Source organism: Pseudomonas sp. ICMP 10191, assembly GCF_001467335.1.
In the GTDB taxonomy this organism is placed as follows: Bacteria; Pseudomonadota; Gammaproteobacteria; order Pseudomonadales; family Pseudomonadaceae; genus Aquipseudomonas; species Aquipseudomonas cerasi.
The window spans coordinates 95,802-122,163 of record NZ_LKGW01000113.1 but is presented as its reverse complement, the minus strand read 5'-3'; the positions used below and the strand labels follow the sequence as shown (position 1 = coordinate 122,163).

24 protein-coding genes are annotated in these 26,362 nt (G+C 59.8%); 16 read left to right on the top strand and 8 right to left on the bottom strand.

The window, feature by feature from the left end:
- Positions 1-319: 319 nt before the first annotated feature.
- Together AO388_RS15360 and AO388_RS15355 are read left to right on the top strand one after the other, a co-directional pair.
- Positions 320-817, top strand: coding sequence for a DUF6231 family protein (locus AO388_RS15360; RefSeq protein WP_003363541.1), 498 nt, complete (start codon positions 320-322; stop codon positions 815-817).
- A gap of 3 nt (positions 818-820) precedes the next feature.
- Positions 821-1,294: a YchJ family protein gene (locus AO388_RS15355; RefSeq protein WP_003431189.1), complete on the top strand. Its 474-nt coding sequence runs from the start codon at positions 821-823 to the stop codon at positions 1,292-1,294.
- A gap of 589 nt (positions 1,295-1,883) precedes the next feature.
- Here AO388_RS15355 and AO388_RS15350 read toward each other — a convergent pair.
- Positions 1,884-4,319, bottom strand: a complete 2,436-nt coding sequence (locus AO388_RS15350; RefSeq protein ID WP_058416683.1) for a TonB-dependent receptor — start codon at positions 4,317-4,319, stop codon at positions 1,884-1,886.
- Between the two features lie 111 nt (positions 4,320-4,430).
- Positions 4,431-4,982, bottom strand: coding sequence for a hypothetical protein (locus AO388_RS15345; RefSeq protein WP_054082123.1), 552 nt, complete (start codon positions 4,980-4,982; stop codon positions 4,431-4,433).
- A gap of 117 nt (positions 4,983-5,099) precedes the next feature.
- On the opposite strand from AO388_RS15345, the gene AO388_RS15340 reads away from it, so the two are divergent.
- Entirely contained in the window at positions 5,100-5,591 is a 492-nt protein-coding gene (locus AO388_RS15340) for an LEA type 2 family protein (RefSeq protein ID WP_058397250.1), read from the top strand.
- A 9-nt stretch (positions 5,592-5,600) separates the two neighbouring features.
- Here the strand turns inward: AO388_RS15340 and AO388_RS15335 are convergent, their stop codons facing one another.
- From AO388_RS15335 to AO388_RS15325, 3 genes are all read right to left on the bottom strand, one after another.
- On the bottom strand, positions 5,601-5,930 hold the full coding sequence (locus AO388_RS15335) for a hypothetical protein (protein ID WP_003314406.1): 330 nt from the start codon (positions 5,928-5,930) through the stop codon (positions 5,601-5,603).
- A 189-nt stretch (positions 5,931-6,119) separates the two neighbouring features.
- Positions 6,120-6,368: a DUF1654 domain-containing protein gene (locus tag AO388_RS15330; RefSeq protein WP_003363552.1), complete on the bottom strand. Its 249-nt coding sequence runs from the start codon at positions 6,366-6,368 to the stop codon at positions 6,120-6,122.
- A gap of 128 nt (positions 6,369-6,496) precedes the next feature.
- The gene (locus tag AO388_RS15325; protein ID WP_003431195.1) at positions 6,497-7,153 is read right to left on the bottom strand and encodes a LexA family protein; all 657 of its coding nucleotides are present in this window, start codon (positions 7,151-7,153) and stop codon (positions 6,497-6,499) included.
- A gap of 158 nt (positions 7,154-7,311) precedes the next feature.
- Between AO388_RS15325 and AO388_RS27565 the strand changes: the two genes are divergently transcribed.
- The 11 genes from AO388_RS27565 to pdeM all read left to right on the top strand — a co-directional run bounded on the left by AO388_RS27565 (position 7,312) and on the right by pdeM (position 21,327).
- Positions 7,312-7,512, top strand: a complete 201-nt coding sequence (locus tag AO388_RS27565) for an SEC-C metal-binding domain-containing protein (protein ID WP_003431196.1) — start codon at positions 7,312-7,314, stop codon at positions 7,510-7,512.
- A 245-nt stretch (positions 7,513-7,757) separates the two neighbouring features.
- Positions 7,758-10,232 (top strand): penicillin acylase family protein, encoded by a 2,475-nt coding sequence (locus AO388_RS15315; RefSeq protein ID WP_058416682.1) that lies wholly within the window; start codon positions 7,758-7,760, stop codon positions 10,230-10,232.
- A 416-nt stretch (positions 10,233-10,648) separates the two neighbouring features.
- Positions 10,649-11,695 carry a ligase-associated DNA damage response exonuclease gene (locus AO388_RS15310; RefSeq protein ID WP_010436866.1) on the top strand — a complete coding sequence of 349 codons (1,047 nt, stop codon included), beginning with the start codon at positions 10,649-10,651 and terminating at the stop codon, positions 11,693-11,695.
- Entirely contained in the window at positions 11,692-13,395 is a 1,704-nt protein-coding gene (locus tag AO388_RS15305) for an ATP-dependent DNA ligase (protein ID WP_003363563.1), read from the top strand. Before AO388_RS15310 ends, AO388_RS15305 begins: the two co-directional genes overlap by 4 nt.
- Before the next feature lie 343 nt (positions 13,396-13,738).
- On the top strand, positions 13,739-14,521 hold the full coding sequence (locus tag AO388_RS15300; protein ID WP_003363566.1) for a transporter substrate-binding domain-containing protein: 783 nt from the start codon (positions 13,739-13,741) through the stop codon (positions 14,519-14,521).
- A gap of 77 nt (positions 14,522-14,598) precedes the next feature.
- Positions 14,599-15,327, top strand: coding sequence for an ABC transporter permease (locus AO388_RS15295; RefSeq protein WP_003363567.1), 729 nt, complete (start codon positions 14,599-14,601; stop codon positions 15,325-15,327).
- Positions 15,324-16,034 carry an ABC transporter permease gene (locus tag AO388_RS15290; protein ID WP_058416681.1) on the top strand — a complete coding sequence of 237 codons (711 nt, stop codon included), beginning with the start codon at positions 15,324-15,326 and terminating at the stop codon, positions 16,032-16,034. The genes AO388_RS15295 and AO388_RS15290 overlap by 4 nt, the downstream gene beginning before the upstream one ends.
- Positions 16,035-16,046: 12 nt before the next feature.
- Positions 16,047-17,165, top strand: coding sequence for a succinylglutamate desuccinylase/aspartoacylase family protein (locus tag AO388_RS15285; RefSeq protein WP_058416680.1), 1,119 nt, complete (start codon positions 16,047-16,049; stop codon positions 17,163-17,165).
- A gap of 9 nt (positions 17,166-17,174) precedes the next feature.
- Positions 17,175-17,939 (top strand): ABC transporter ATP-binding protein, encoded by a 765-nt coding sequence (locus tag AO388_RS15280; RefSeq protein WP_003431202.1) that lies wholly within the window; start codon positions 17,175-17,177, stop codon positions 17,937-17,939.
- 242 nt (positions 17,940-18,181) lie between these two features.
- On the top strand, positions 18,182-20,674 hold the full coding sequence (locus tag AO388_RS15275; RefSeq protein ID WP_058416679.1) for a ligase-associated DNA damage response DEXH box helicase: 2,493 nt from the start codon (positions 18,182-18,184) through the stop codon (positions 20,672-20,674).
- Positions 20,671-21,327, top strand: a complete 657-nt coding sequence (pdeM, locus tag AO388_RS15270) for a ligase-associated DNA damage response endonuclease PdeM (RefSeq protein ID WP_044310583.1) — start codon at positions 20,671-20,673, stop codon at positions 21,325-21,327. The genes AO388_RS15275 and pdeM overlap by 4 nt, the downstream gene beginning before the upstream one ends.
- 65 nt (positions 21,328-21,392) lie before the next feature.
- On the opposite strand, the gene AO388_RS15265 is transcribed toward pdeM, so the two are convergent.
- Positions 21,393-21,611: a hypothetical protein gene (locus AO388_RS15265; RefSeq protein ID WP_003363577.1), complete on the bottom strand. Its 219-nt coding sequence runs from the start codon at positions 21,609-21,611 to the stop codon at positions 21,393-21,395.
- A gap of 113 nt (positions 21,612-21,724) precedes the next feature.
- Positions 21,725-22,291: a dCTP deaminase gene (gene dcd / locus AO388_RS15260; RefSeq protein WP_002554836.1), complete on the bottom strand. Its 567-nt coding sequence runs from the start codon at positions 22,289-22,291 to the stop codon at positions 21,725-21,727.
- A 319-nt stretch (positions 22,292-22,610) separates the two neighbouring features.
- Between dcd and AO388_RS15255 the strand changes: the two genes are divergently transcribed.
- Entirely contained in the window at positions 22,611-22,820 is a 210-nt protein-coding gene (locus tag AO388_RS15255; protein ID WP_002554837.1) for a cold-shock protein, read from the top strand.
- A 148-nt stretch (positions 22,821-22,968) separates the two neighbouring features.
- Here the strand turns inward: AO388_RS15255 and apbC are convergent, their stop codons facing one another.
- Positions 22,969-24,063, bottom strand: a complete 1,095-nt coding sequence (apbC, locus tag AO388_RS15250) for an iron-sulfur cluster carrier protein ApbC (RefSeq protein ID WP_003431222.1) — start codon at positions 24,061-24,063, stop codon at positions 22,969-22,971.
- A 184-nt stretch (positions 24,064-24,247) separates the two neighbouring features.
- Between apbC and metG the strand changes: the two genes are divergently transcribed.
- Positions 24,248-26,296, top strand: a complete 2,049-nt coding sequence (gene metG / locus AO388_RS15245; RefSeq protein ID WP_058397256.1) for a methionine--tRNA ligase — start codon at positions 24,248-24,250, stop codon at positions 26,294-26,296.
- Positions 26,297-26,362 lie beyond the last annotated feature (66 nt).

Sequence of the window (26,362 nt, the reverse complement as noted above, 5' to 3'; positions counted from 1 at the left end):
CACGCCTAATAGCCCGTGGTCAGAATATTCTGCATGCCCGCCGGACACACAGTAAGTGCCACGCCTTTATCAAGGCATCGCAGAAAATACAATTGAGTTACATTGGGGGTGTTTAGGCGTCGCGTCCATGCAGTCACTCTTGGGATCCAATTTGTGCCGGGGATCCTAATACCTCTTAAAACAGCTTGCAAGTAACTTTATAATCTAAGTATCTGCCAAATGGCTTAATGAACCAGTCGCTGCACCTGAAGGCCCGTGAACGACGCTTTCCAGACCTCGCCGGGCAGGCTAGTCTTGTCAGCCAACCAGAGGACTTTCAATGACCGTCGGCTACTCGAACCGTACGCCCCAACAAGCGCTGGCTGCCTTGCTCGATCGCTATGCGCCGCAGCGCCTGCTGTTGATCGGCGCTCAGGCGTTCCCGGCGTTGCAGGCCTTTCAGGAGGCCCATCCGCAGACCGAGGTCGCGCTGGCCGAACCCGGTGCGCTGCCTGCCCATCTGGCTGCGCAACGTTTCGATCTGGCGCTGGTGGTCGATTGCCTTGAGCACATCCCCAAGCGTACCGGCCTGGAACTGTTGGGTGGCATCCGCAACCTCAACGCCAGCCGCATCGCGGTGCTCGCCGATTTGCAGGCCTGCGGCTGGCAGGAGACGGATTTTTTCTCGCTGGCGCTGCAGTCCAGCGAACGCTTCGCCCGCAACGAGCAGGTACTGAACCTGTTTACGTACGACTTGCGTGAGTACAAACAGGTGCCCGACTGGCTGAACGCGAAGTACTGGGCCAACCCGGAGAATTTTGGGAAGTATTGGTGGTGACCTATGAGTAGTGCCATTTGCCCTTGCGGCAGCGGCGATCTGTTGCTGGCCTGCTGCGGTCGCTATCACGCAGGTCAGCCTGCACCCGGCGCGGAAAAGCTGATGCGCTCGCGTTATAGCGCCTATGTGTTGGGGCTGACCGACTATCTGGTACAGACCACTTTGCCGGTGCAGCAAGACGGGCTGGACCGTGAGGCTATCGCGCAGTGGAGTGCGCAGAGCACTTGGCTGGGGCTGGAGGTGGAAAGCTCGGAGGTGTTCGGCGGTAAGCCGGAGCATGCGTTCGTGACCTTTACCGCTCGCTGGCATGACGGCAATGGTGAGCACAGTCATAAGGAGCGTTCGTCGTTCGTGCAGAATCAGGGGCGCTGGTATTTTATCGACTCTACCGTGCCGTTGAGGGCTGGGCGTAATGATGCGTGTCCGTGTGGCAGTGAGCAGAAGTTCAAGAAGTGCTGCTCGGCTTATGTGGACTGAGTTGCGTCTCTTTGCTTGAGCGTCGAGAACTCTGCGGTTGACCATCGTTCCCACGCTCCGCGTGGGAATGCAGTTCGTGACGCTCTACGTCACACAGCGGTTCGGTGATGTCAGGTGGATTGAGGTTCGGCTCAGGTCACCTTTTCGCCCCCTGACTATCGTTCCTCACGCTTCGCGTGGGAATGCAGTTCGTGACGCTCAGCGTCACACAGCGGTTCTGTGATGTCAGGTGGATTGAGGTTCGCCTCAGGTCACCTTTTCGCCCCCTGACTATCGTTCCTCACGCTCCGCGTGGGAATGCAGTTCGTGACGCTCTGCGTCACACAGCGGTTCGGTGATGTCAGGTGGATTGAGGTTCGGCTCAGGTCACCTTTTCGCCCCCTGACTATCGTTCCTCACGCTTCGCGTGGGAATGCAGTTCGTGACGCTCAGCGTCACACAGCGGTTCTGTGATGTCAGGTGGATTGAGGTTCGCCTCAGGTCACCTTTTCGCCCCCTGACTATCGTTCCTCACGCTCCGCGTGGGAATGCAGTTCGTGACGCTCTGCGTCACACAGCGGTCTGCCTTATCAGGTGGATTGGGCTCACCTTAAAACTCCAATTGCGCCGAGAACGCGACGGTGCGTGGGTCGCCCAGGTAGCTGCTGTTGAGCCAGTATTCCTTGTTGGTCAGGTTGCTGACGTTGACGCGCAGGGTCAGGTCGTTTTCTGAGAGGCGCAGACGGTAGCGGGCTCCGGCGTCGAAGGTGGTGAAGGACGGCAGGTCGTTTTCGTTGCTTTGATCGGTGTATTGTTTGCCGGTGTAGAACGCCCCACCAGTCATGGCCAAGCCTGGTACCGGGTTGATGTCGTACTCGGCATAGACCTTGGCCAGTTGTTTGGCGACGTTGGTCGGCACGTTGCCTTCATCCGCGGCGACGCCGGTTTTCTTGATTTTCGGGTCCAGTAAGGTGAAGCCGCCAACCACAGTCAGTTCCGGAATCACCTTGCCGGTGACGCTGAATTCCAGGCCGTTGTTTTCCTGACGCCCGTCAACCACGTAAATGTTGCCACCCGTGGTGTAGCCGTTGGGCTTTTCGATGTTGAACAGCGCCAGGGTCAGCAGGGTTTCGCCCAGCGTCGCCTTGGCACCAATTTCGTATTGCTCGCTGATTTCAGGCGCAAACGCCTGGCCGGCATTGAGCGTACCGCTAGGCGCGACGCCACCCGATTGCAGGCCTTCTATATACGTCGCATAGGTGGTCAGCCACGGCAGTGGTTTATAGACCAGTGAGATGTTTGGCGAGGTCTTGCTTTCATTGTATTTCGTCTCGGTTTCCGCCGAGCCGAACGCCTTGGCATAAACGAACTCGTTGGCGTAGGTTTTGATCTGCGTGTTGGTCACACCCAGGATCGTTGACCATTGTTCGTTGAAGGTGATGACGTCACCGATCAGGACATTGTTGCTTTCCGAACTGTTGGCCAGGCGCTGGTCGCCATGCCCGATCGAGTACGACGGTTTACCGACCTGAGGCGTCTGGTCCAGCGGTATTGTGCCCACCGGCGAGGTGTATTGCGGGCCTGGCTGATCGGGCGTGTACGGGATGTGATCCTCGTACTGTTTCTGGCGCGAGGTATTGCCCTGATAGCCCACGGTGACCTTGTGACCGATGAAACCGGTATCGAACGCCGCATCGAGAAACAACGAGCCGGTCTTTTCTTCGGTTTCAATCGGGGCGAAGGCATACAGCGGCTGCGAGTAAAGGCCCGCGCTGTAGACCGTCGGCCCGGTATAGGTGTTCTCCGAGTTGTACTGCTGGGCAGCGAAGGCTGCGCGCAAGGTGAACGTATCGTTCAAGCGCCATTTGGCGCGAACACCGGCCTTGTCGGACTCATAATCGGAAAACGACCACCTCTGGCTGTAGAGCTTGTCGTTGTCCAGTGATGCCGCGCTGGGACGCAGGGACTGGTCACCGAAATACCAGTAGCTGGTCAGGCCGCGAATCTCGGTCTTCTTGTGCGAGGCGTCGAACTGCACCAGCAGATCGTCGGACACGTTCCAGTCCAGCGCCAGGGAAATCATCTCGCGACGCCGCTTGTTCAGATCGACGGCCGTTTCGCCATCCTGGGTCAGCACATTGAGGCGATAGGCGAATTTGCCCTCGCTGTCGATCGGCCCGCCGAAGTCACCGTGCAGGTAGTAATTCTCACCCCCGGCATTGCCCAGGGTGACGCTGTTGTAGCGTTGATAGGTCGGGCGCTTGAGCACGTAATTGACCAGCCCGCCCGGCGAGGCCGGACCATACAGAAAGCCGGTCAGCCCGGTGATGACTTCCAGCTGTTCCATCTCTTCCATGTAGTTGCTGCCGTCGGCACCGTTGGTGAAACGCAGGCCATCATTGGCGATGTTCAGGCTGCCCGCGCTGCTGAAACCGCGAATGTTGACGGCACTGGCGTAGCCGGCGCTGGTCGGCGAGTACATCTGGGTGAACGGGTTGTGCTTGATGACATCGTCCAGCGAGGTGGCCTGGATGTTTTTCAGCAATGCCTGAGGCGTGACGCTGATGGAATAAGGCGTGTCCTGCAGCCTCATGCCACCCAGCGCGCCGACGCTGCTGACGGTCTCGCTGCGATAACCCGCTGCTTCCGAACCTTCGAGGGGCGTGCTATTGGCGTTGATGTTGACGTCCGACAGATTCAAGGCGTTCTGTTCCATGACCATCAGCGTGTAGGTGCCGGCGCTGCTCTGCACCAGTTGCAGACCGCTGCCACGCAGGGCCTCGCGCAAGGCCGTCGCCGCATCGAAATTGCCTTTCACCGCCGAGCTGGTTTTGCCGGCGACCAACGCCGGGTCAAGACTCAGTGCCAGACCACCCTGGCTGGAGATCCGATTCAGCGTGGTCGCCATCGGGCCTGCGGGCAGATCATAGGCAACCACGCTGGCCTGCTGCGCCGCCATCGACAGCGGGCTGGTCAGAGGCGTGCACAGGGCGATCGCCACGGCCAACAGACTGGGACGCAGAAGGGTGTCTAACGAACGGGACATCGGGCAACTCCTGATGGAATACTTCTCAATGCCTGTTAGCCGGACGAACGCTCGAAAGTAACAGGGCTGATTGAAAATAATTCCGTTTCAGGATTCAGCGGGCTCGCAGCATCACTCCGGGATGATCTTCAGATGCGACGTATCGGGCGCCTCCTGCGACTCGGGCTTTTCCACCTGTCCCATGTCGCTGCCCACCGGGGCCAGGCTCAAACGCGAGAGATCCAGCAGCGGCGCAACAGGCTGAGGCTTGCCGGGCAGCAACTCGACGCCCGCTTCTGCAACCGAGTAGTCCGGCGCATCGACGTCCACAAAAGCCGCCATGTAAGCGTCGCGCGGTTTGATCTGCAAACGCCCCGGACTGACCGAGGTCTTGCGCAACCAGGTCGGTGCGTCGGGCGGCGGCGCCAGTTCGACTTCTTCCATGGGCGGTGGCGTATTCATTTCCAGCACACGCACCAGAGCACCTGCGCGCTCCAGGGTGGCGCGGTATTTTTCTGCGGTTGCGGCGTCGAGATTGTTTTTCAGAACCAGTCGGCGCCCCGAGAACAGGAGGTCCAGACGTTCAGCATCCGCATTGAACAGCTTGCCAAGGTTAGCCCTTACCTTCTCGGGTTGTGCTCCGGCGACGAGTTCAGCGCTGAAGACAATTTCGTAGAGATTCATGGAAGAAGACACCGATATGCACGTCAGTAAAAGTATGGCGTAGCGTGATACAGCGCAATAAGCGCGTTGCCGTTGAACGTCGAGTTGGTAGACTCAGGCGTCAAAGGGAGCACATCCATGTTTTTTCAGGCGCACATTACAAGAATCATAAGCCTTGCGTTGATCCTGTTCGGGCTCGGCGGATGCTCACTCCTGAGTTTTGACCGCACTCAGGAACCGGAAGTGCATTTGCTGAAGGTCCAGGTGGTCAAGGCAAGGCTGACACAGCAGGATTTCAAGCTGTACTTCGAAGTTGAAAACCCCAACGAAGACAGCTTGCTGGTGCGTGGCCTGAAGTACAAGATCACCCTCAATGACGTGGTCCTCGTCGATGACGCGTTCAGCGACTGGTTTGTCGTCGACGGTAATAGCCGCAAAACCTTTGTGGTGCCGATTCGCACCAACCTCTGGCGCTACGCACGGTACATCGCTCAACTGCTGAAAAAGCCTGATGAGCCGATCCATTATCGGCTGGACGGCAAGCTCAAGACCGGCATCGTATTCAGGCACAACGTCCGCATCGGCACATCAGGCGATGTGCTGCCGCACGACCTGATCCAGCGCCGATGATCATTCCGGCTATCCGCCCAGCTTGCCCTTGATCAGTTCCAGAAGAAACTTCCAGATGTCCGCGGCCCACAATGCCCGATTGACGGCACTGATCAGCGCACCGCCGAACGATCCCAGCAGAAACCCCACGCCCGTGGTGTTGCGCGGGTCTGCCACGCCAAGGTAATCACTGGCAATGCCGGTGAGAAACACAGCACAAGCCACACCGGTCACCAGAAAAACCAGCCAGGCACGCCAGTCAAGCAGACCTGCCTTATGCCACCAGCCAGAAATGATCGCACCCACCAGACCGGCTACCAGCCATTCGCCTCGGTCTGCCAAACCATTCAAGATATCCATCGCTTCTGACTCCGTTCAAGAAATACAGCCGTTCACGAACACAGAAAAATTCAGACACTGGGGGACCTGCCGGGAATTGCTGCGGCGTCGGGACCGTTCAAAAATCAAAAAATTAAGCATGCTTAAAAAAACAGGCAAACATATGCCATCAACCCACCGCGCTACCGGGCGAGCATCAGAGGCTTGAGGTCAATTATCGATGTAGCGCTGCCAGCCGATCCTTATCGAACCGTCTGGCTGACGGTCAATCTCGATGCCTTCGGTCTCTTCGATTTCCTGCAGCACCACGTTCCAGCTGTCCAAGGGCTCATCATCACGACGGACGACGATGACCCACTGGGTCTTTTGAACATTCGGCGCGGAGACCAGCCGTTGAATGCGCTTGCCGATCTGTTCGTAGGAAGACCTGCCTGTCGATCCATTATTACTGCCAGCCATGATAGCCTCCGAGGCATAACTGTATATAAATACAGTATTCCAGCTGCATGAACCTCGCAAGCATTTCGTAGGACGTGTCCTGCCGAGCATCTTGGACAAAAATGCCCGCACGCCCTGCCACGCAGGGCTTACAGCCTGCCGGTCATCCTCACGGCCACGCCGATAATGCGACAGTCGGCACCGCACTCGATCATTTTGTACGCCGGGTTCAAGGGCTTCAGGTAGCGTGTGCCACCATCCTCGACCAACTTCTTGAACGTCGCCTCGTTGCTGGCGGGCAGCTTGGCGATGACCAGCCTGCCAGGCTGCACGTCGGCCTCCGTGTCCACCAGAATCAGCATCCCTTCCGGCACGCTGACGCCGGTGGGTGCGGTCATCGAATCGCCCTTGACCTCCAGCCAGAACGCCGGCCCCTTGGAGTCGTAGTCGGAGATTTCATAGCGGTCGGAAAAACCGTCGGGGTAAGGCTGAACCGCCTCTTCCCACGAGCCTGCCGAGACCCAGCTGATCACCGGATAACGGAAGGACATTTTCGGCTGATCGATCAGCGCAACGTTGGCGTCGAAGGCAGGCGCCTTTTCCGGCCCCTCGCCAATCGCCAGCCACTCGGCACGAAAGCCCGTGGCACGAGCCAGTGCGTAAAGGTTTTCCGGCCTCAGGCTCTTGCTTTCTCCGCTGATCCACTGGGTGACGGCAGAGTTGGCCACGCCGCAAAGGGCGGCAATCTCACCTTTCTTCAGGCCACTGGCGGCGATTGCCCTGGCGATGCGTTCCTGTCGGGTCATGGAGTCGGCTCTGCACATGGAATAAAGAACGCTGAAAAACGCTCGACTAAAACTAAGCATACTTAAAAATCGATGCTATGCGAATCCTGATATGGCGATACTGCTTTGCCATGATTTGCGGGATAATGCGCGCCAGTTTTAATTGCGGAGTAAAACCGATGAACCAGCAAGCCCATGTGCATGGCCCCGATTGCGACCATGATCACGATCACCACGACCACCAGCACGGCCATGTACACGGTCCGAACTGCGGTCACGCCCATCAGGAGCCAGTGCGCAATACCCTCAAGGATGTCGGTCGTAACGATCCCTGCCCATGCGGCAGCGACAAGAAATTCAAGAAATGCCACGGCGCGTAAGGCGCGGAGCATTCTGACGACGGCCTGCATTGCAGGCCGTTTTCATTTGAGTGTGCTGCCTGCCTTCAGTTAGGGACCTAAGGCATGTAGCCACTGGCTGCCATGTAGCGCAGAGCGTTGCGAACTAAAGGCGTCTGGTCAGCCTCTGCAAAATCCTGAAATAAACTAGTCCGTGCCGCTTGCGTGCGGCTTGCCTGCTCTCTAACGTAGCGGCTTTTGTACGTTACCCCTCCAGGAGCTTGCCCATGGCCTCGCCAGCCCTTCGTCATTTTCTACCCCGATTCGGCGCTGCCGCCGCTGCGGCGAGCTTCCTGAGCCTTGCCGGCTGCCAGTTGGGCGGCGGCGATCCCGAGACCGTGCTGCCTGTTTCCGGGACGTTCCCGCTCAAAGGGCTGGCGCAGAACGTTTCGGTGCGCCGCAACACGATGGGTATGCCGCTGATAGAAAGCAGCAGCTACCACGATGCGCTGTTCACGCTCGGCTACGTCCATGCCGGTGATCGAATCGGTCAGATGCTCGGCATGCGCCTGCTGGCGCAGGGCCGTTTGTCGGAAATGGCCGGCGCCGATGCGCTGGACGTCGACCGCCTGATGCGCTCGGTCAACCTCAAGCAGAATGCCAGCGACCTGTACAACGCCGCATCGCCACGCTTGAAACGCTTCTTCGATGTCTATGCGCGCGGCGTGAACGCCTACCTGTTCCGTTATCGCGACAAGCTGCCTGCCGATATCGCCAGTTCGGGCTATAAGCCGGAATACTGGAAGCCGGAAGACTCGGCGCTGATCTTCAGCCTGCTCAACTTCAGCCTGTCGGTCAACCTGCAGGAAGAGCTGTCGGCGCTGGTTCTGGCGCAGAAAGTCAGCGCGGACAAGCTCGCCTGGCTACTGCCGACCTACCCTGACGAAGAATTGCCATTTGCCGAAGCCGACAAGCTCAAGGGCCTGAACCTGAACAATCAGGTCACCGGCCTGAGCGATCTGAACAGGATCGCCCTGCAGCTCTCGGACCTGAACATGCTCGGCGTCGCGGCCTCCAGCAACTGGGCCATCGCGCCACAACGCAGCCGAAACGGCAAGAGCCTGCTGGCCAGTGACATGCAGCTGCCTGCCGGGCTCAATTCTGCCTGGAGCTTCGTGCAGATCCGCGCACCGAAATATCAGGTGTCCGGTGTCACCATCGCCGGTATGCCGCTGGTGCTCAGCGGTTTCAACGGCAAACTGGCGTGGAGTATGAGCAACGTCAAGGGCGACAACCAGGACCTGTTTCTGGAGAAGATCAAGCGCGAAGGCAACCGTGTCTCCTATATGGCTGACGGCAAATGGCTGCCAGCGGCGGCTCATCAGGAAACCTTTCTGGTCAAGGGCGGCAGCCCGCTGCGTGAAACCGTGTACGAAACCCGCCACGGCGCGCTGCTCAACGCCTCTGCAACCCCGCCCGGCAACGGTTTGAGCCTGGCGCTGCAGGTTCCGAACTTCAAGGACGACAAGAGCCTGGATGCGTTCTTCGACCTGTCCCGTGCGCCTAACGTCGAGAAAGCCTTCGATACCAGCCGCGAGATTCGGGCGATCACCCTGAACATGATCTTTGCCGACGCCTCGAACATTGGCTGGCAGGTCACCGGCCGCTTCCCGAACCGCCGTGAAGGCCAGGGCCTGCTGCCTTCGCCGGGTTGGGATGGCAAGTACGATTGGGACGGCTTCGCCGACTCGATGCTCCACCCCTATGATCAGGACCCGCGCCAGGGCTGGCTTGCAGCGGCCAACCAGCGCACGATTCCGAAAGGCTACGGCATGCAGCTCTCCAACTCGTGGGGCTACCCGGAGCGCGCCGAGCGGATTGCCGAACTCGCCAACGGCGGCAAGCAGGACCTGCGCAGCACCATCGCCATGCAATACGACCAGACCACGACGTTCGCCGCCAAGCTCAAGACCATGTTCCAGGCGCCGGGCATGAGCAAGCCGCTCAAGCAGGCCATTGATGCTCTGCCCGAAGCTGAGCGCAACAAGGCCCGCGAAGCGCTCACGCGCCTGATGGCGTTCGATGGCAAGCTCAGTGCGACTTCGGCTGATGCGGCGCTGTACGAGCTGTTTCTGCAGGAAAGCGCCAAGCAGATTTTCCTAGATGAGTTGGGCCCGGAAACCAGCCCTGCCTGGCAGGCACTGGTGGCCAACGCCAGTTCATCCTACTCGCCACAGGCCGACCACTTGCTGGGTCGCGATGACAGTCCGTTTTGGGATGACGTCAAAACCGCGCAGAAGGAAGATAAACCGGCCATCCTTGCGCGCAGTCTGGCGGCCGCCATCACCAGCGGCGACAGCCTGTTGGGCAGCGATCACAAGGCCTGGCAATGGGGCAAACTGCACCGCGACAACTGGGCCTCGATCAGCCCGCTGGCCAAACAATTGGGTGGCGGCGAGTTCAACCGTGGCGCCACACCGGCGGGGGGTGATCACACGACGCTGAACGTGTCCGGCTTCGAGTGGGGCAAGGGCTTCGACGCCCGCATGGCACCCGGTCTGCGCATGATTGTCGACTTCAGCCTGGTCGAACCGATGACCGGCCTGATCAGTACCGGCCAATCCGGCAACCCGGCCAGCCCGTATTACGCCAACAGCATCGAGCCGTGGCAGAAAGGCCAGTACCAGTCGATTCCGGTGCAACAACAAAACTACGAAAAGGGCTACGGCAAACAGCGCCTGACGCTGACGCCGGGCAAGTAAGTGCCGAAAGGGAGCATGGGCACGAGGGTGTTCTCCAGGACACCTATCGTTCCCACGCTCCAGCGTGGTAATGCCTTTCGTGACGTTCCGCGTCACACAGCGGTTCTGTGGTGTCAGGTGGATTTAGGCTCGACTCAAGTCACCTTTTCGCCCCTCGGCGAGTTACTTTGATGAGGCCAAAGTAACCAACGCCTTTCGCTCCGGTTTCCGGCCCGACTTCGTCGGGTTCCTTCGCCCTGTCACTTACGTCGCACTCGGCGTCGTCTGTGCCATCGCGACAAAAAAGCGCTTTTATGCACGATAGTGTTCTTTTGGACATTTATCGCACCTCACGCTCCGCAGCCCTCACGCAAACTCCCCGAACTTCCAGATCCTTACCGGCTCATAGCTAACAAGCCCATCCATACGGTTGCCCCATGGATCTTGTCGTTGCACGCCCCGAAGGTTTGTACTGCCCACCCGGTGATTTCTACATCGATCCATGGCGTCCTGTCGAACGGGCAGTCATCACTCACGCGCATGGCGACCACGCCCGTACCGGCAACGAGCATTACCTGTCGGCGGCCAGTGGCGAGGGCATTCTGCGTTCGCGCCTCGGGCAGGACATTAATCTGCAGACCCTGGAATACGGCGAAACCATCACCCATCACGGCGTGAAACTGAGCCTGCATCCGGCCGGGCATGTGTTGGGGTCGGCGCAAGTGCGACTGGAGTACCAAGGCGAGGTCTGGGTTGCTTCCGGCGATTACAAAGTCGAGCCGGACGGCACGTGTGCGGCCTTCGAACCGGTGCGCTGTCATACCTTTATCACCGAATCGACCTTCGGCCTGCCGATCTATCGCTGGGCACCGCAGGCGCAGATCTTCGAAGGCATCAACCAGTGGTGGCGTGCCAATGCAGCCCAGGGCAAGGCCAGCGTGTTGTTCGCCTATTCGTTCGGCAAGGCCCAGCGCATTCTGCATGGCATCGACGCGCAGATCGGGCCGATTCTGGTCCACGGCGCCGTTGAACCGCTGAACCGTGTGTATCGCGAGGGCGGCATCTACATCCCCGAAACCCAATACGCCGGCGATTTCAAAAAGACCGATCCCGCACTGCGCCAGGCGTTGATTCTCGCCCCGCCTTCGGCAGGCGGCAGCAGCTGGATGAAGCGCTTTGGGGAATACAGCGATGCGTTTGCCAGCGGCTGGATGATGCTGCGCGGTACACGACGCCGGCGCGGTGTGGATCGTGGTTTTGTGCTGTCCGATCACGCCGATTGGCCGGGCCTGTTATGGGCTGTCGAACAGACCGGCGCCGAACGCGTCATGGTGACCCACGGTTCGGTCGGCATACTGGTGCGCTACCTGCGTGAACTGGGCCTGGATGCGCAAGGCTTCAGCACCGAATACGGCGATGAAGAAGACAGCAACCCGGCAACCAGCGAACCCGAGGCGGCAGGCACGGGTGAGGCTCAGTCATGAAAGCTTTCGCTGAACTCTACGCACAACTGGACGCGACTACGTCAAGCAACGCCAAACTTGCCGCCATGCGCGACTACTTCGAAAAGGCGGCTGCAGAGGACGCCGCCTGGGCGGTGTACTTTCTGTCAGGCGGACGTCCACGGCAACTGGTGCCTACTCGTGTGCTGCGCGAGCAGGCAATGACCCTGGCAAATCTGCCGGAATGGCTGTTCGAAGAAAGCTATCAGGCGGTCGGCGACCTGGCGGAAACCCTGTCGCTGTTACTGCCCCAGGCCGACCACAGTAATGACGAAGGCCTGGCCACCTGGATGGAAGACAAGCTGTTGCCATTGCGCGGCCTGCCGCCTGAAGAACTCGCCGAGCGGTTGCCGCTGTTCTGGTCGCAGCTGGACCGCAGCAGCCTGATGGTCTGTATCAAGCTGATCACCGGCAGCTTCCGCGTCGGCGTGTCCAAGCTGCTGGTCACCCGTGCGCTGGCAGCGCTGGCAGACATCGACAGCAAGCGTGTCGCACAACGACTGGTGGGCTACACCGACCTGTCGCACCGGCCCAGCGCCGAACGCTATTTGAAGCTGATCGCGCCTGAATCCGAAGATGAGCACGCCCAACGCGGCGGCCAGCCCTACCCGTTTTTTCTCGCCCACTCCCTGCAACAGCCCGCCGATCAGTTCGAGGAGTTGCTTGGTCCGGCGCAGAACTGGCAGGTGGAATGGAAGTGGGACGGTATTCGCGCGCAACTGGTCAAGCGTGACGGACGCTTGTGGATCTGGTCGCGCGGCGAGGAGCTGGTGACCGACCGTTTTCCAGAGTTGCACAGCCTGGTGCAGTGCCTGCCGGACGGCACGGTGATCGATGGCGAAATCGTGGTCTGGAAAGCCCCCGATGCGAACCCCGATGCCGATGCGGAGTTTGCCTTGAACAGCGATTCGCCTGCGGCTGCGCCCTCGGTTCAACCGTTCGCCCTGCTGCAACAGCGCATAGGCCGAAAGACGCTCGGCAAAAAGATTCTTGCCGACGTTCCGGTCGTGGTGCTCGCCTATGACCTGCTGGAGTGGCAAGGCGATGACTGGCGCAGTCGCCCGCAACATGAGCGCCGTGCGCAACTGGAAGCGCTGATCGAAACCTGCCAGAGCGAGGTGCTGATGCCCTCCCCGGTGCTCAGCGGGAAGGATTGGCTCGATCTGGCCACCCAGCGCGAGGCCTCTCGCAGCCTGGGCGTCGAGGGCATGATGCTCAAGGCTCGCGACTCGTTGTATGGGGTCGGTCGCACCAAGGACATGGGGGTGTGGTGGAAATGGAAAATCGATCCGTTCAGTGTCGACGCCGTGCTGATTTACGCGCAACGCGGTCACGGACGACGCGCCAGCCTGTACAGCGACTACACCTTTGCAGTGTGGGACGGCCCGCCCGACGCCAGTGAACGCACCCTGGTGCCGTTCGCCAAGGCCTACTCGGGGCTGACCGATGAAGAAATGCGCAAGGTCGACGCCATCGTTCGCAAGACGACGGTGGAGAAATTCGGGCCGGTCAGCAGCGTCACCCCGACGCTGGTATTCGAGCTCGGCTTTGAAGGTATCGCGCTGTCGAAGCGCCACAAGAGCGGCATCGCGGTGCGTTTTCCGCGCATGCTGCGCTGGCGGCAGGACAAGCCGGTCGCCGAAGCCGACAGTCTGGCGACGCTGCAGGACCTGCTGAACTAGAGCACCAAAAAGGCGCACGACAAATACCGTGCACCTTTTTGAAACACCGACGAACGAATCATCCCGTCTCAACGCAGGAAACTTCCCGATTCGTTACCAATCTTCCGCTCTTTCTTACCTGAAAAAGCATCTTGTGTCGGACCGGGCGATGAACACCAGCCCTGTAAGCGCGCATGGGCGGCCTATTGCCAGCCGTTTATATGAAATAGCGACAACCCCTTATATTTCAAACGCACGTTCGTTCCTCTGGTTCGGAAATTGCTAACCAATGCCTGTCTGGCACTTGCCGGTAGCACGCTTCGCGTATTCCCAACGCCCCATTTAAGGTTTTAAGGACTGAACAATGAAAAAAGCATGGCTGACTCTTTCTGCACTGGCTCTGTGCATCGCCGCCGGTAACACCATGGCCAAGGAATACAAGGAACTGCGCTTCGGCGTCGATCCATCTTACGCACCGTTCGAGTCCAAAGCGGCCGACGGCAGCCTGGTCGGTTTCGATATCGATCTGGGCAACGCGATCTGCAAAGAGCTGAAAGTCACCTGCAAATGGGTCGAAAGCGACTTCGACGGCATGATCCCTGGCCTCAAGGCACGCAAATTCGACGGCGTCATTTCCTCGATGACCGTGACCCCGGCTCGCGAAAAAGTCATCGACTTCTCCAACGAACTGTTCTCCGGCCCGACCTCGCTGGTGTTCAAGAAAGGTGCAGGCCTGACCGCCGACCCGGCCAGCCTGAAAGGCAAGACCGTGGGCTATGAGCAAGGCACCATCCAGGAAGCCTACGCCAAGGCCGTACTGGACAAGGCTGGTGTATCCACCAAGGCCTATGCCAACCAGGACCAGGTTTACGCCGACCTGACTTCGGGCCGTCTGGACGCTTCTATCCAGGACATGCTCCAGGCCGAACTGGGCTTCCTCAAATCGCCAGCCGGTGCCGACTACGAAGTCAGCAAGCCTGTCGACAGCGAACTGCTGCCAGCCAAAACCGCCATCGGCATTGCCAAGGGCAACAAGGAACTAAAAGCGCTGCTGGATAAAGGCATCAAGGCGATGCACGACGACGGCACCTACGCTGAAATCCAGAAAAAACACTTTGGCGACCTGAATCTCTATAGCGGTAAATAACACCCCGACGCCCATCGATTTCGGCGATGATTCGTCGCCCGATCGGTGGGCGTTTTTGTTGGTAACAAGGCCTATCCATGCTCGATGCACTCATGCAAAACCTGGGACTCTCGGCATTCAGCCTGAAGGGCTTTGGCCCGCTGTTGCTGGAAGGCACCTGGATGACCGTCAAACTGGCTGTGCTGTCGCTTGCTCTGAGCATTCTGCTCGGACTGATCGGGGCCAGCGCCAAACTGTCGAGCTCCGCGCTGCTGCGCGTGCCGGCGCAAATTTACACGACACTGATCCGTGGTGTTCCGGACCTGGTGTTGATGCTGCTGATTTTCTACAGCCTGCAAACCTGGCTCACCATGCTGACCGACGCGATGGAATGGGAATACATCGAGATCAACCCGTTCGGCGCAGGCGTCATCACCCTGGGCTTCATCTATGGTGCGTATTTCACCGAGACGTTTCGCGGCGCGATTCTGTCCGTGCCTCGCGGTCAGGTGGAAGCAGCGACAGCCTATGGACTGAAACGCGGCCAGCGCTTTCGTTACGTCGTATTCCCGCAGATGATGCGTTATGCGCTGCCGGGCATCGGCAACAACTGGCAGGTGCTGCTCAAGGCGACTGCGCTGGTGTCGATCATCGGCCTGGCCGATCTGGTCAAGGCGTCACAGGACGCGGGCAAGAGCACCTATCAGCTGTTCTACTTTCTGGTGCTGGCGGCATTGATCTACCTGCTGATCACCAGCGCCTCGAACTTCGCCCTGCGTTGGGCTGAGCGGTATTACGCCGCAGGCAGCCGGGAGGCACAGCGATGATCGAATTGCTGCAGGAATACTGGAAGCCCTTCCTTTATACAGATGGCGTCAACGTCACCGGCCTGGCGATGACCATGTGGCTGCTCAGCGCCTCCATCGCCATCGGCTTCTGCGTGTCGGTCCCGCTGTCGATTGCGCGGGTGTCGAAAAACCGCTGGGTGCGCTGGCCGGTGCAGTTCTACACCTACCTGTTTCGCGGCACGCCCCTCTATATACAGTTGCTGATCTGCTACACCGGCATTTACAGCATTGCTGCGGTGCGTGAACAGCCGATGCTTGATGCGTTCTTTCGCGATGCGATGAACTGCACGATCCTGGCCTTCACTCTGAACACCTGCGCCTACACCACGGAGATCTTTGCCGGGGCGATCCGCAGCATGGCCCACGGCGAAGTCGAAGCGGCCAAGGCCTACGGCCTGACCGGCTGGAAGCTTTACGCTTACGTGATCATGCCGTCGGTGCTGCGCCGTTCGCTGCCGTATTACAGCAACGAAGTGATCCTGATGCTGCACTCGACCACCGTGGCCTTTACCGCCACGGTGCCGGACATCCTGAAAGTAGCGCGGGACGCCAACTCTGCCACTTTCATGACCTTCCAGTCCTTCGGTATCGCCGCCGTCATGTACCTGACCGTGACGTTCATTCTGGTCGGGCTGTTCCGCCTTGCCGAACGCCGCTGGCTGGCCTTTCTCGGCCCGGCCCATTAATCAGGACTGAACATGCGCCACCACACCCATGACTTGCTGTCGCCAGTGCCCGGCACTGGCCGGCAGATCCACAGCTTCCATTACGGTCCGCAAAACGGCACCGGCAAAGTCTATGTCCAGGCGTCGCTGCATGCCGATGAGCTGCCGGGAATGCTGGTGGCCTGGTACCTGAAGCAGCGTCTGGCTGAACTGGAAAATGCCGGGCGCCTGCTGGGCGAAATCGTTGTGGTGCCCGTCGCCAACCCGATCGGTCTGGAACAGGTGCTGATGGACACCCCGCTGGGCCGCTACGAGCTGGAAAGCGGCCAGAATTTCAATCGCTGGTTCAGCGATCTCGGCACTCAGGTCGGTGATGACATTGCAGCCCGACTGACTGCCGACGCAGAGCACAACCGCGCACTGGTCAGGGACAGCCTGCTGGCGGCGCTGAATGCCTTGTCGGCGACCACCCAGTTGCAATCGCTGCGCCTGACCCTGCAGCGCCTGGCCTGCGACGCCGACATCGTGCTGGACCTGCATTGTGATTTCGAGTCGGTCGAGCACCTGTACACCACGCCCGAGGCCTGGCCAAAAGTCGAACCGCTATCACGCTACCTGGGCGCGCAAGCCAGCCTGCTGGCAACCGACTCAGGCGGGCAGTCGTTCGATGAGTGCTTTACGCTGGTCTGGTGGCAACTGCAGCAACGCTTTGGCGAGCGTTTTCCGATTCCCATGGGCAGCTTTTCAGTGACCCTGGAGCTGCGCGGACAAGGCGATGTGAACCATGCGTTGGCCAGCCGCGACTGTCAGGCGATCATCCATTACCTGATCGACGCCGGCATCATCGACGGCGATCTGCAGCCGCTGCCCGAACTGCTCTACCCCGCTACGCCACTGGCAGCGGTCGAACCGGTGGCTACGCCGGTCGGCGGCCTGCTGGTGTTCTGTGCGATGCCAGGCGAACACGTCGAGGCCGGCCAGCTGATTGCCGAAGTCATCGACCCGATCAGCGACACCATGACCTGCATCCATGCCCTCAACGCAGGCCTGCTGTATGCGCGTTCGCTGCGCCGCATGGCGACTGCCGGCATGGTCATTGCGCACATCGCCGGCACCCAGGCCTATCGCAGCGGCTATCTACTTTCTCCTTGAGGACCTGTCATGCAAAAACTGACCATCGATGGCCTGCACAAAAGCTATGGCGACAATCACGTGCTCAAAGGCGTATCGCTCAAGGCCAGCAGCGGTGACGTCATCTGCCTGATCGGGGCCAGCGGCTCCGGCAAGAGCACCTTTTTGCGCTGTATCAATTTTCTCGAACAACCCAGTGACGGGGCGATGAGCCTGGATGGCAAGCAAGTGCGCATGGTCAGCGACAAGGACGGCATGCGCGTTGCCGACCCCGATGAGCTGCAGCGTATCCGCACGCGGCTGGCGATGGTGTTTCAGCACTTCAACCTGTGGGCGCACATGACCGTGCTGGAAAACATCACCATGGCGCCGCGCCGGGTCCTGGGCGTGCCCAAGGCCGAAGCCGAGGCGCGCGCGCGCAAATACCTGGAAAAGGTCGGTCTGCCGGAGCGTGTTGCCGATCAGTACCCCGCGTTTCTTTCCGGTGGTCAGCAGCAGCGCGTGGCCATTGCCCGTGCGCTGGCGATGGAGCCGGAAATCATGCTCTTCGACGAACCTACCTCCGCGCTGGACCCGGAGCTGGTCGGTGAGGTGCTGAAAGTCATTCAAGGCCTGGCTGAAGAAGGCCGGACGATGATTCTGGTGACCCACGAAATGGGTTTCGCACGCAAGGTGGCGAGCCAGGTGGTGTTCCTGCACCAGGGCCAGATCGAAGAGTCCGGCCACCCGGACGAAGTACTCAACAATCCGAAAAGCGAGCGTTTGCAGCAGTTCTTGAGCGGCAATCTGAAGTAGCACCGATTGCTGCGTACACACGTCTGCCCCCCCCCTCAAATCTCATTCCCACGCTCCAGCGTGGGAATGCATTTCATTGCGCTGCGCGTCATAAACAGGACGCAGAGCGTCCAGAACGGCATGTCGACGCGGAGCATCGGCACGATGGGTAATCCAGGAGCGATCAGCCACATAACCATTTAAAACTATTACCCTTTCTCTGCTGTCTCTGACTTAACGCCACTCAGAGCACACTCAAACGGATGAGCAGACCCACCGATTTCGCTCGACGATGGTTTCTCGCCCGGGGCTGGAAGCCCTTTGCGTTTCAGAAGGAAGTTTGGGCAGCGGTAAAAAACGGCGAGTCCGGATTGCTGCATGCCAGCACCGGCTCGGGTAAGACCTACGCCGTGTGGTTCGCTGCGCTCAACCGCTTCGCCAAAGCCAATACGCTCACCGCTGACAACAAACCCCGCAAACGCAAACCGCCCGCTGAACCGCTGAGTGTCCTGTGGATCACGCCCATGCGCGCCTTGGCCGCCGATACCGCCAGAGCCCTTGAGGCCCCGTTGGCTGAACTGGATATCCCGTGGTCGGTCGGCTTGCGCACCGGCGATACCAGCGGCAGCGAACGGGCCCGGCAGAGCCGGCGGCTGCCCTCTGCCCTGATCACCACCCCTGAAAGCCTGACGCTGCTGCTGACCCGTGCCGACGCTCAGGTCGCCCTGTCGACACTGAAGATGGTGGTGGTGGACGAATGGCACGAGTTGATCGGCAACAAGCGCGGCGTGCAGTTGCAACTGGCCCTGGCGCGCCTGAGGCGCTGGAATCCGCAACTGATCGTGTGGGGCATTTCCGCGACGCTGGGTAATCAGCAACATGCGCAGCAGGTGCTGATCGGCGACGGCGGCGTGACCGTGCAAGGCAAGATCGTCAAGGACTTACAGGTCGATACGCTGTTGCCGCCGTCCATCGAACGCTTTCCGTGGGCCGGGCATATGGGCTTGCGCATGTTGCCGCAGGTCGTCGCCGAGGTGGAAAGCAGCGCGAGCTGTCTGGTGTTCACCAACACTCGGGCACAATCGGAAATCTGGTATCAGGCGCTGCTGGAAGCCCGCCCCGACTGGGCCGGGTTGATTGCCCTGCATCACGGGTCGCTGGCGCGAGAGGTCCGAGACTGGGTCGAGCGCGCGTTGAAAGAAGGCGCACTCAAGGCTGTGGTGTGCACCTCCAGTCTGGACCTGGGCGTGGACTTTCTACCGGTGGAGCGCGTGTTGCAAATCGGCTCACCCAAAGGTGTCGCGCGCCTGATGCAGCGCGCCGGGCGCTCAGGCCACGCGCCGGGTCGCCCCTCACGCGTGACGCTGGTGCCGACCCACAGCCTGGAGTTGGTCGAAGCCGCTGCCGCTCACGACGCCGTCGAAGCACGGATGATCGAACCCCGCGAATCGCCGCTCCAGCCGTTGGACGTGCTGGTCCAACACCTGGTCAGCATCGCTCTGGGCGGTGGTTTCCTGCCTGATGAGCTGCTCGCCGAGGTACGCAGCGCCTGGGCTTACCGGGACCTCAGCGACGAGCAATGGCAATGGGCGCTGGCGTTTGTCCGCAACGGCGGCCACTCACTGACCGCCTACCCTGATTATCGCCGTGCCGAACCTGACGAGGACGGCGTCTGGCGCGTCCCCGATGCGCGTCTTGCCAGACGTCACCGCATGAGCGTGGGGACCATCGTCAGTGAGGCCACCGTCAACCTGAAATACTGGAAAAAAGGTGGCGGCGGTGGCTCGCTGGGCAGCGTCGAAGAAGGCTTCATCGCCAGACTCAAACCCGGTGACGGCTTTCTGTTCGGCGGACGCTTGCTGGAGCTGGTTCGAGTGGAAAACATGACGGCCTACGTCAAGCGCGCGACCGGCAAAAAAGCCGCCGTGCCACGCTGGAATGGCGGTCGAATGCCGCTGTCCAGCGAACTGGCGGATGCCGTGGTGGAGAAGTTCGATGCCGCTGCGCGGGGCGAATTCAACAGCCCGGAAATGCGCGCTATCAAACCCCTGCTGGAAGTGCAGCAGCACTGGTCAGGGCTGCCGCGACGCGACACATTGCTGGCCGAAACACTCAAATCCCGCGAAGGCTGGCACCTGTTCCTCTACCCGTTCGCCGGCCGACACGTGCACCTGGGACTGGGTAGCCTGCTGGCCTGGCGCCTGAGCCGGCATCGGCCGCTGACCTTTTCCATTGCCGTCAACGACTACGGGCTGGAGTTGCTCAGTGCCAGCGAGATCGACTGGGCGCAAGCGTTGCAGGCTGACCTGTTCAGCGAAACGGATCTGTTAGCCGATATTATCGCCAGCCTGAACGCTGGCGAGCTGGCCCTGCGGCGCTTTCGGGAAATCGCGCGTATATCCGGTCTGGTGTTTTCCGGCTACCCTGGCGCGGCCAAGAGCAATCGTCAGCTTCAGGCATCCAGCGGACTGTTCTTCGAGGTGTTCAAGCAGTACGACGCGGACAACATGCTGCTGACCCAGGCCGAACAGGAAGTCCTGCGTCAGGAGCTGGACCTGCAGCGGCTGGAACTGACGTTGCGCCAGATCAACAGCCGCACGCTGGACCTGCACGCAACAAAGCGCGCGACCCCGCTGGCCTTTCCATTGCTGGTCGAACGCTTTCGCGAAAGCCTCAGTTCGGAGAAACTTGCCGACCGCATCGCGCGAATGGTCCGCGACCTGGAGAAAGCCGCCGGCCCGGAGACTGAACAATGAACCCGTATCTGGCTGTCACGCTGGCAGGAGAAGAGCTGTGGTTGCTGGCCGACAAGGCCATCTACTACCCCGCCGAACGATCCTTGCTGATTGCCGATGCGCACTTTGGCAAGGCGGCCGCCTATCGCAAGCTCGGCCAGCCGGTGCCGCACGGCACTACACAGGAGAATCTGCGCCGCCTGGACAGCCTTTTGAAGGCCTATCCCTGCGATCATCTGATTTTTCTGGGCGATTTCCTGCACGCGCCGGAATCTCACGCGGTCGGCACGCTGGCGGCGCTGGAACAATGGCGGGCAGAACGCTCGACGCTGCGCATCACACTGATCCGCGGCAACCATGACAAACGGGCTGGCGATCCACCCGCTTATCTGGGCATCGATGTGGTCCCCGAGCCCTTGGCACTCGGGCCATTTGCACTGCAGCACGAGCCCGATCCGCACCCTGACCTGCACGTACTGGCCGGGCACGTTCATCCGGTGTATCGGCTACACGGGCGCGGCCGGCAAAGCTTGCGGCTGGCGTGTTTTTACCTGGGCCGGCAAGTCAGTCTGCTGCCAGCCTTCGGCGAATTCACCGGTGGTTTTCAGATTCGTCCCGCGCAGGACAGCACGGTCTATGTGACCGGCGGTGATGCGGTGTGGCGAGTGGCATAACGTAGCCGGTCGCCCTATAAAAAACTGCCCACTGCTCGCGAGAGCAGCAGGCAGTCTTGTAATAGTCAGGCCACAGGTGCAGGTGGCGGCTCGTCCGGAACAGTAGGCCCGCCTGGCTCGGTAGGCTGAAACGGAGTGTCGGGGCCTGGATCGCCCGGGATCCCGCCACCGACCATGTTCAGCTCCGGGCTGAGATCGGAATGAGCCATCAATGACCAGGCGAGCAGCCCGATCTCGTTAAGCGGAGATTGAACCTGTTCAGAGATTTTGAAAGTAGTCTTCATAGGGCACTCCAGATCAAAGGCCTTCGCACGTAATGAATGATGCGAAAGCATGTGAGCAGATAGAGTGCGGAATAGAGTATTAATTCAATTCCACTAGTCACCTGAAGCGCAAATCAGGTGCGTGGCAGGGTGACGCCACGCTGGCCCTGGTACTTGCCACCACGATCCTTGTAGGACACTTCACACTCCTCATCGGACTCCAGGAACAGCATCTGCGCCACGCCTTCGTTGGCGTAGATCTTGGCCGGCAGTGTCGTGGTGTTGGAAAACTCCAGCGTTACATGCCCTTCCCACTCTGGCTCGAGCGGCGTGACATTGACGATGATGCCGCAGCGCGCGTAGGTGCTCTTGCCCAGGCAGATCGTCAGAACGTTACGCGGAATACGGAAATATTCCACCGTGCGCGCCAGCGCAAACGAGTTGGGAGGGATGATGCACACGTCGCTCTTGATATCGACGAAGCTTTTTTCATCGAAGTTTTTCGGATCGACCGTGGCCGAATTGATGTTGGTGAACACCTTGAATTCGTCGGCGCAACGCACGTCGTAGCCGTAACTGGACACCCCGAAAGAGATCACCCGATCGGCGCCTTCGCCACGTACCTGGCGCTCTACGAAGGGCTCGATCATCCCGTGTTCCTGCGCCATGCGGCGAATCCACTTGTCCGATTTGATGCTCATGGCGGTGTCCTGAATAGCGAGGTGAAAAAGATATCCGGCATCTTACCGGGCTGAGGCCGACGGTTCAAAGGCAACAGATCGCGAGTTTGCGTGACTGGCCGGGCTGTTTCGCCGTGAATGGAAATAATCATCAACAGACCATTGGCACGTTCGGAAAAAAGGGTTAAGGTGGCGTCACTGTGTTGCTTGTGTCACTGAGAATCTCTACACGATGTTGAATTTCGATCCAACCATCTCCATGAATTTTCCAGCTCTTTGCACTCAGTCTCGGCCAGGGCTCTTCCTACGCCGCAGTTAACTTTGTCCAAGGAGATATACTATGTCCAATCGCCAAACTGGTACCGTTAAGTGGTTCAACGATGAAAAAGGCTTCGGCTTCATCACTCCACAATCCGGTGACGACCTGTTCGTGCACTTCAAAGCTATCCAATCCGACGGCTTCAAAAGCCTGAAAGAAGGCCAACAGGTTTCTTTCATCGCTACCCGCGGTCAGAAAGGCATGCAAGCTGAAGAAGTTCAAGTTATCTAACTTGTACTGATTCGCTTAAAAACCCCGCCCTTAAAAGCGGGGTTTTTTATTGCCCGTCTTTTGACCTCTCGCCGGCTGAGCACCTGCTGTACAGCTGACCGGGACGAGAGAAGCAAAGCACCTCCCCCGCCCGATCATCGCTATCCAATCAGTCGTCGCTTACCGAAATGGTCGGCATGGCTGGACTTGCAGCTTCCTGCAACACGATCCGTGCACCGACATGACGTGCCAGCTCTTGATACACCATCGCAATCTGACTCTCCGGCTCAGCAATCGCCGTAGGCTTGCCGCCATCTGCCTGCTCGCGAATCAGCATCGACAGCGGCAGTGACGCCAGCAGCTCGACATCGTACTGCGTCGCCAGCTTCTCGCCGCCACCCTCACCGAACAGATGCTCAGCATGGCCGCAGTTGGAGCAGATGTGCACCGCCATGTTTTCCACAACGCCCAGTACCGGAATGTTGACCTTGCGGAACATCTCGACACCCTTTTTCGCATCCAGCAGGGCCAGATCCTGTGGCGTGGTAACAATCACGGCACCCGCCACCGGGACTTTCTGCGCGAGCGTCAACTGGATATCACCAGTGCCGGGCGGCATGTCGATAACCAGATAATCCAGATCATTCCAGGCAGTCTGCGTGACCAGTTGCAGCAACGCCCCCGACACCATCGGTCCGCGCCAGACCATCGGCGTGTTGTCGTCGGTCAGAAAGGCCATCGACATCACCTCGATGCCATGCGCCTCGACCGGCACGAACCACTTCTGGTCCTTGATCTTCGGCCGCGTGCCTTCGGGAATACCGAACATCACCCCTTGGCTAGGCCCATAGATATCGGCATCGAGGATACCGACGCGTGCGCCCTCGCGAGACAGTGCCAAGGCCAGGTTGGCGGCGGTCGTGGACTTGCCGACACCGCCCTTGCCGGACGCGACGGCAACAATGTTTTTCACATTGGCAAGCCCCGGGATCTGGCTCTGGGCCTTGTGCGCGCTGATCACGCTGCTGATGGCGACCGTGGCCGAACTGACGCCTTCCAGGTTCTCGATGGCAGTTTTCAACACTTGCGCCCAGCCGTTCCTGAACAGGTCGGCGGCATAGCCCAATTCGAGTTGCACGCTGACCTGTGCCCCCTGAATATCGATGGACCGGACGCAACCGGCAGTGACCGGATCCTGATTCATATAGGGGTCGGTGTACTGGCGAAGAATCGTCTCCACCGCTGCGCGATTGACTGCGCTCATGGCTTACTCCGTAAAAAGACTGACTGGAACAGCCGACTATCGTACCTGTTCTGCCAACAGCCCACATGATTTCACTGAACCGCGGCCCACCTTTCAGGAGCATTCCCACAACCGCACGGGTGAAAAAAATCGTTCAGACCTTTATAGTGGCCGGTCTCCGTTTCACTTCAAGTAGCCGAGCCCCATGTCCGAGCCACGCAAGATTCTCGTTACCAGCGCCCTGCCCTATGCCAATGGTTCCATCCACCTTGGCCACATGCTCGAGTACATCCAGACCGACATGTGGGTGCGTTTTCAGAAGCACCGCGGCAATCAATGCATTTATGTCTGCGCGGACGACGCCCATGGCTCGGCGATCATGCTGCGCGCCGAAAAGGAAGGCATCACGCCAGAGCAACTGATCGCCAACGTCAAGGCCGAACACAGCGCCGACTTTGCCGACTTCCTGGTGGATTTCGATAATTTCCACTCGACGCACTCGGACGAGAACCGCGAGCTGTCGAGCATGATCTACAAGCGGCTGCGCGATGCGGGTCATATCGCGACGCGCTCGGTTACCCAGTACTTCGACCCGGAAAAGAAAATGTTCCTGGCCGACCGTTTCATCAAGGGCACCTGCCCGAAATGTGCGGCCGAAGACCAGTACGGCGACAACTGTGAAAAGTGCGGCGCCACCTACGCCCCGACGGACCTGAAAGACCCCAAGTCGGCGATTTCCGGTGCCACGCCGGTGCTCAAGGACTCGAAGCACTTCTTCTTCGACCTGCCTGCGTTCGACGCCATGCTCAAGAGCTGGACACGCAGCGGCACCCTGCAGGACGCCGTCGCCAACAAGATCGCCGAATGGCTGGACAGTGGCCTGCAGCAGTGGGACATCTCCCGCGATGCGCCCTATTTCGGCTTTGAAATTCCCGACGAGCCAGGCAAATACTTCTACGTGTGGCTCGATGCGCCGATCGGTTACATGGCCAGCTTCAAGAACCTGTGTGCGCGTCGTCCGGACCTGGACTTTGATGCGTACTGGGGAAAGGGCGCGACCACCGAGCTCTATCACTTCATCGGCAAGGACATCGTCAATTTCCACGCGCTGTTCTGGCCAGCCATGCTGGAAGGTGCGGCCTTGCGCACGCCGACCGGCATCAACGTACACGGCTACCTGACCGTCAATGGTCAGAAGATGTCGAAATCGCGCGGCACCTTTATCAAGGCACGCACCTACCTCGACCACCTGCCGCCCGAGTACCTGCGCTATTACTACGCGTCGAAGCTGGGCCGTGGCGTCGACGACCTCGACCTGAACCTCGAAGACTTCGTGCAGAAGGTCAACTCCGACCTGATCGGCAAGGTCGTCAACATTGCCAGCCGTTGCGCCGGGTTCATTCACAAGGGCAACGCCGGCGTGATGGTCGAAGCCAATGCGGCGCCCGAACTGACCGACGCGTTTCTGGCGGCTGCACCCAGCATTGCCGACGCTTACGAAGCCCGCGACTTCGCCCGCGCCATGCGCGAGACCATGGCCCTGGCGGACCGCGCCAATGCCTACATCGCGGAAAAAGCGCCATGGGCGCTGGCCAAGCAGGAAGGCAAACAGGATGAAGTCCAGGCCGTATGCGCGCTGGGCATCAACCTGTTCCGCCAGCTGGTGATTTTCCTCAAGCCGGTGCTGCCGAATCTGGCCGCCGATGCGGAAAAATTCCTCAATGTCGAACCACTGACCTGGGCAGACCACAAGACCTTGCTGGCCAATCATCAGCTCAACCCGTTCTCGGCACTGATGACCCGTATCGACCCGGTCAAGGTCGAGGCCATGGCCACTGCCTCCAAGGAAGACCTGACCGCTACCGACTCGTCGGCGGACACCGCACCTGCCGGTAATGGCGAACTCACCAAAGACCCACTGTCGGCGGAAATCGACTTTGACGCTTTTGCCGCCATCGATCTGCGTGTTGCACTGATTCTCAAGGCCGAACACGTGGAGGGTGCCGACAAGTTGCTGCGCCTGACCCTGGACATCGGCGACGAGCAGCGCAATGTCTTTTCCGGCATCAAGAGCGCCTACCCGAACCCGTCCGAACTCGAAGGCCGTCTGACCATGATGATCGCCAACCTCAAGCCGCGAAAAATGCGCTTCGGCATTTCGCAGGGCATGGTGATGGCGGCAGGCCCCGGCGGTGAGGAGATCTATCTGCTCAGCCCCGACAGTGGCGCCAAGCCAGGCCAGCGCATCAAGTAAAAAACGACGCAGGGCCCGGTATCCTGCCATCAGGCGGATACCGGGCCTTTACGCATTCGCAAGCTC

Excerpts from the sequence above, each read along its gene's own strand:
- AO388_RS15360 (WP_003363541.1), top strand. The coding sequence starts at position 320 with ATGACCGTCGGCTACTCGAACCGTACGCCCCAACAAGCGCTGGCTGCC.
- AO388_RS15355 (WP_003431189.1), top strand. The coding sequence starts at position 821 with ATGAGTAGTGCCATTTGCCCTTGCGGCAGCGGCGATCTGTTGCTGGCC.
- AO388_RS15350 (WP_058416683.1), bottom strand. The coding sequence starts at position 4,319 with ATGTCCCGTTCGTTAGACACCCTTCTGCGTCCCAGTCTGTTGGCCGTG.
- AO388_RS15345 (WP_054082123.1), bottom strand. The coding sequence starts at position 4,982 with ATGAATCTCTACGAAATTGTCTTCAGCGCTGAACTCGTCGCCGGAGCA.
- AO388_RS15340 (WP_058397250.1), top strand. The coding sequence starts at position 5,100 with ATGTTTTTTCAGGCGCACATTACAAGAATCATAAGCCTTGCGTTGATC.
- AO388_RS15335 (WP_003314406.1), bottom strand. The coding sequence starts at position 5,930 with ATGGATATCTTGAATGGTTTGGCAGACCGAGGCGAATGGCTGGTAGCC.
- AO388_RS15330 (WP_003363552.1), bottom strand. The coding sequence starts at position 6,368 with ATGGCTGGCAGTAATAATGGATCGACAGGCAGGTCTTCCTACGAACAG.
- AO388_RS15325 (WP_003431195.1), bottom strand. The coding sequence starts at position 7,153 with ATGACCCGACAGGAACGCATCGCCAGGGCAATCGCCGCCAGTGGCCTG.
- AO388_RS27565 (WP_003431196.1), top strand. The coding sequence starts at position 7,312 with ATGAACCAGCAAGCCCATGTGCATGGCCCCGATTGCGACCATGATCAC.
- AO388_RS15315 (WP_058416682.1), top strand. The coding sequence starts at position 7,758 with ATGGCCTCGCCAGCCCTTCGTCATTTTCTACCCCGATTCGGCGCTGCC.
- AO388_RS15310 (WP_010436866.1), top strand. The coding sequence starts at position 10,649 with ATGGATCTTGTCGTTGCACGCCCCGAAGGTTTGTACTGCCCACCCGGT.
- AO388_RS15305 (WP_003363563.1), top strand. The coding sequence starts at position 11,692 with ATGAAAGCTTTCGCTGAACTCTACGCACAACTGGACGCGACTACGTCA.
- AO388_RS15300 (WP_003363566.1), top strand. The coding sequence starts at position 13,739 with ATGAAAAAAGCATGGCTGACTCTTTCTGCACTGGCTCTGTGCATCGCC.
- AO388_RS15295 (WP_003363567.1), top strand. The coding sequence starts at position 14,599 with ATGCTCGATGCACTCATGCAAAACCTGGGACTCTCGGCATTCAGCCTG.
- AO388_RS15290 (WP_058416681.1), top strand. The coding sequence starts at position 15,324 with ATGATCGAATTGCTGCAGGAATACTGGAAGCCCTTCCTTTATACAGAT.
- AO388_RS15285 (WP_058416680.1), top strand. The coding sequence starts at position 16,047 with ATGCGCCACCACACCCATGACTTGCTGTCGCCAGTGCCCGGCACTGGC.
- AO388_RS15280 (WP_003431202.1), top strand. The coding sequence starts at position 17,175 with ATGCAAAAACTGACCATCGATGGCCTGCACAAAAGCTATGGCGACAAT.
- AO388_RS15275 (WP_058416679.1), top strand. The coding sequence starts at position 18,182 with ATGAGCAGACCCACCGATTTCGCTCGACGATGGTTTCTCGCCCGGGGC.
- pdeM (WP_044310583.1), top strand. The coding sequence starts at position 20,671 with ATGAACCCGTATCTGGCTGTCACGCTGGCAGGAGAAGAGCTGTGGTTG.
- AO388_RS15265 (WP_003363577.1), bottom strand. The coding sequence starts at position 21,611 with ATGAAGACTACTTTCAAAATCTCTGAACAGGTTCAATCTCCGCTTAAC.
- dcd (WP_002554836.1), bottom strand. The coding sequence starts at position 22,291 with ATGAGCATCAAATCGGACAAGTGGATTCGCCGCATGGCGCAGGAACAC.
- AO388_RS15255 (WP_002554837.1), top strand. The coding sequence starts at position 22,611 with ATGTCCAATCGCCAAACTGGTACCGTTAAGTGGTTCAACGATGAAAAA.
- apbC (WP_003431222.1), bottom strand. The coding sequence starts at position 24,063 with ATGAGCGCAGTCAATCGCGCAGCGGTGGAGACGATTCTTCGCCAGTAC.
- metG (WP_058397256.1), top strand. The coding sequence starts at position 24,248 with ATGTCCGAGCCACGCAAGATTCTCGTTACCAGCGCCCTGCCCTATGCC.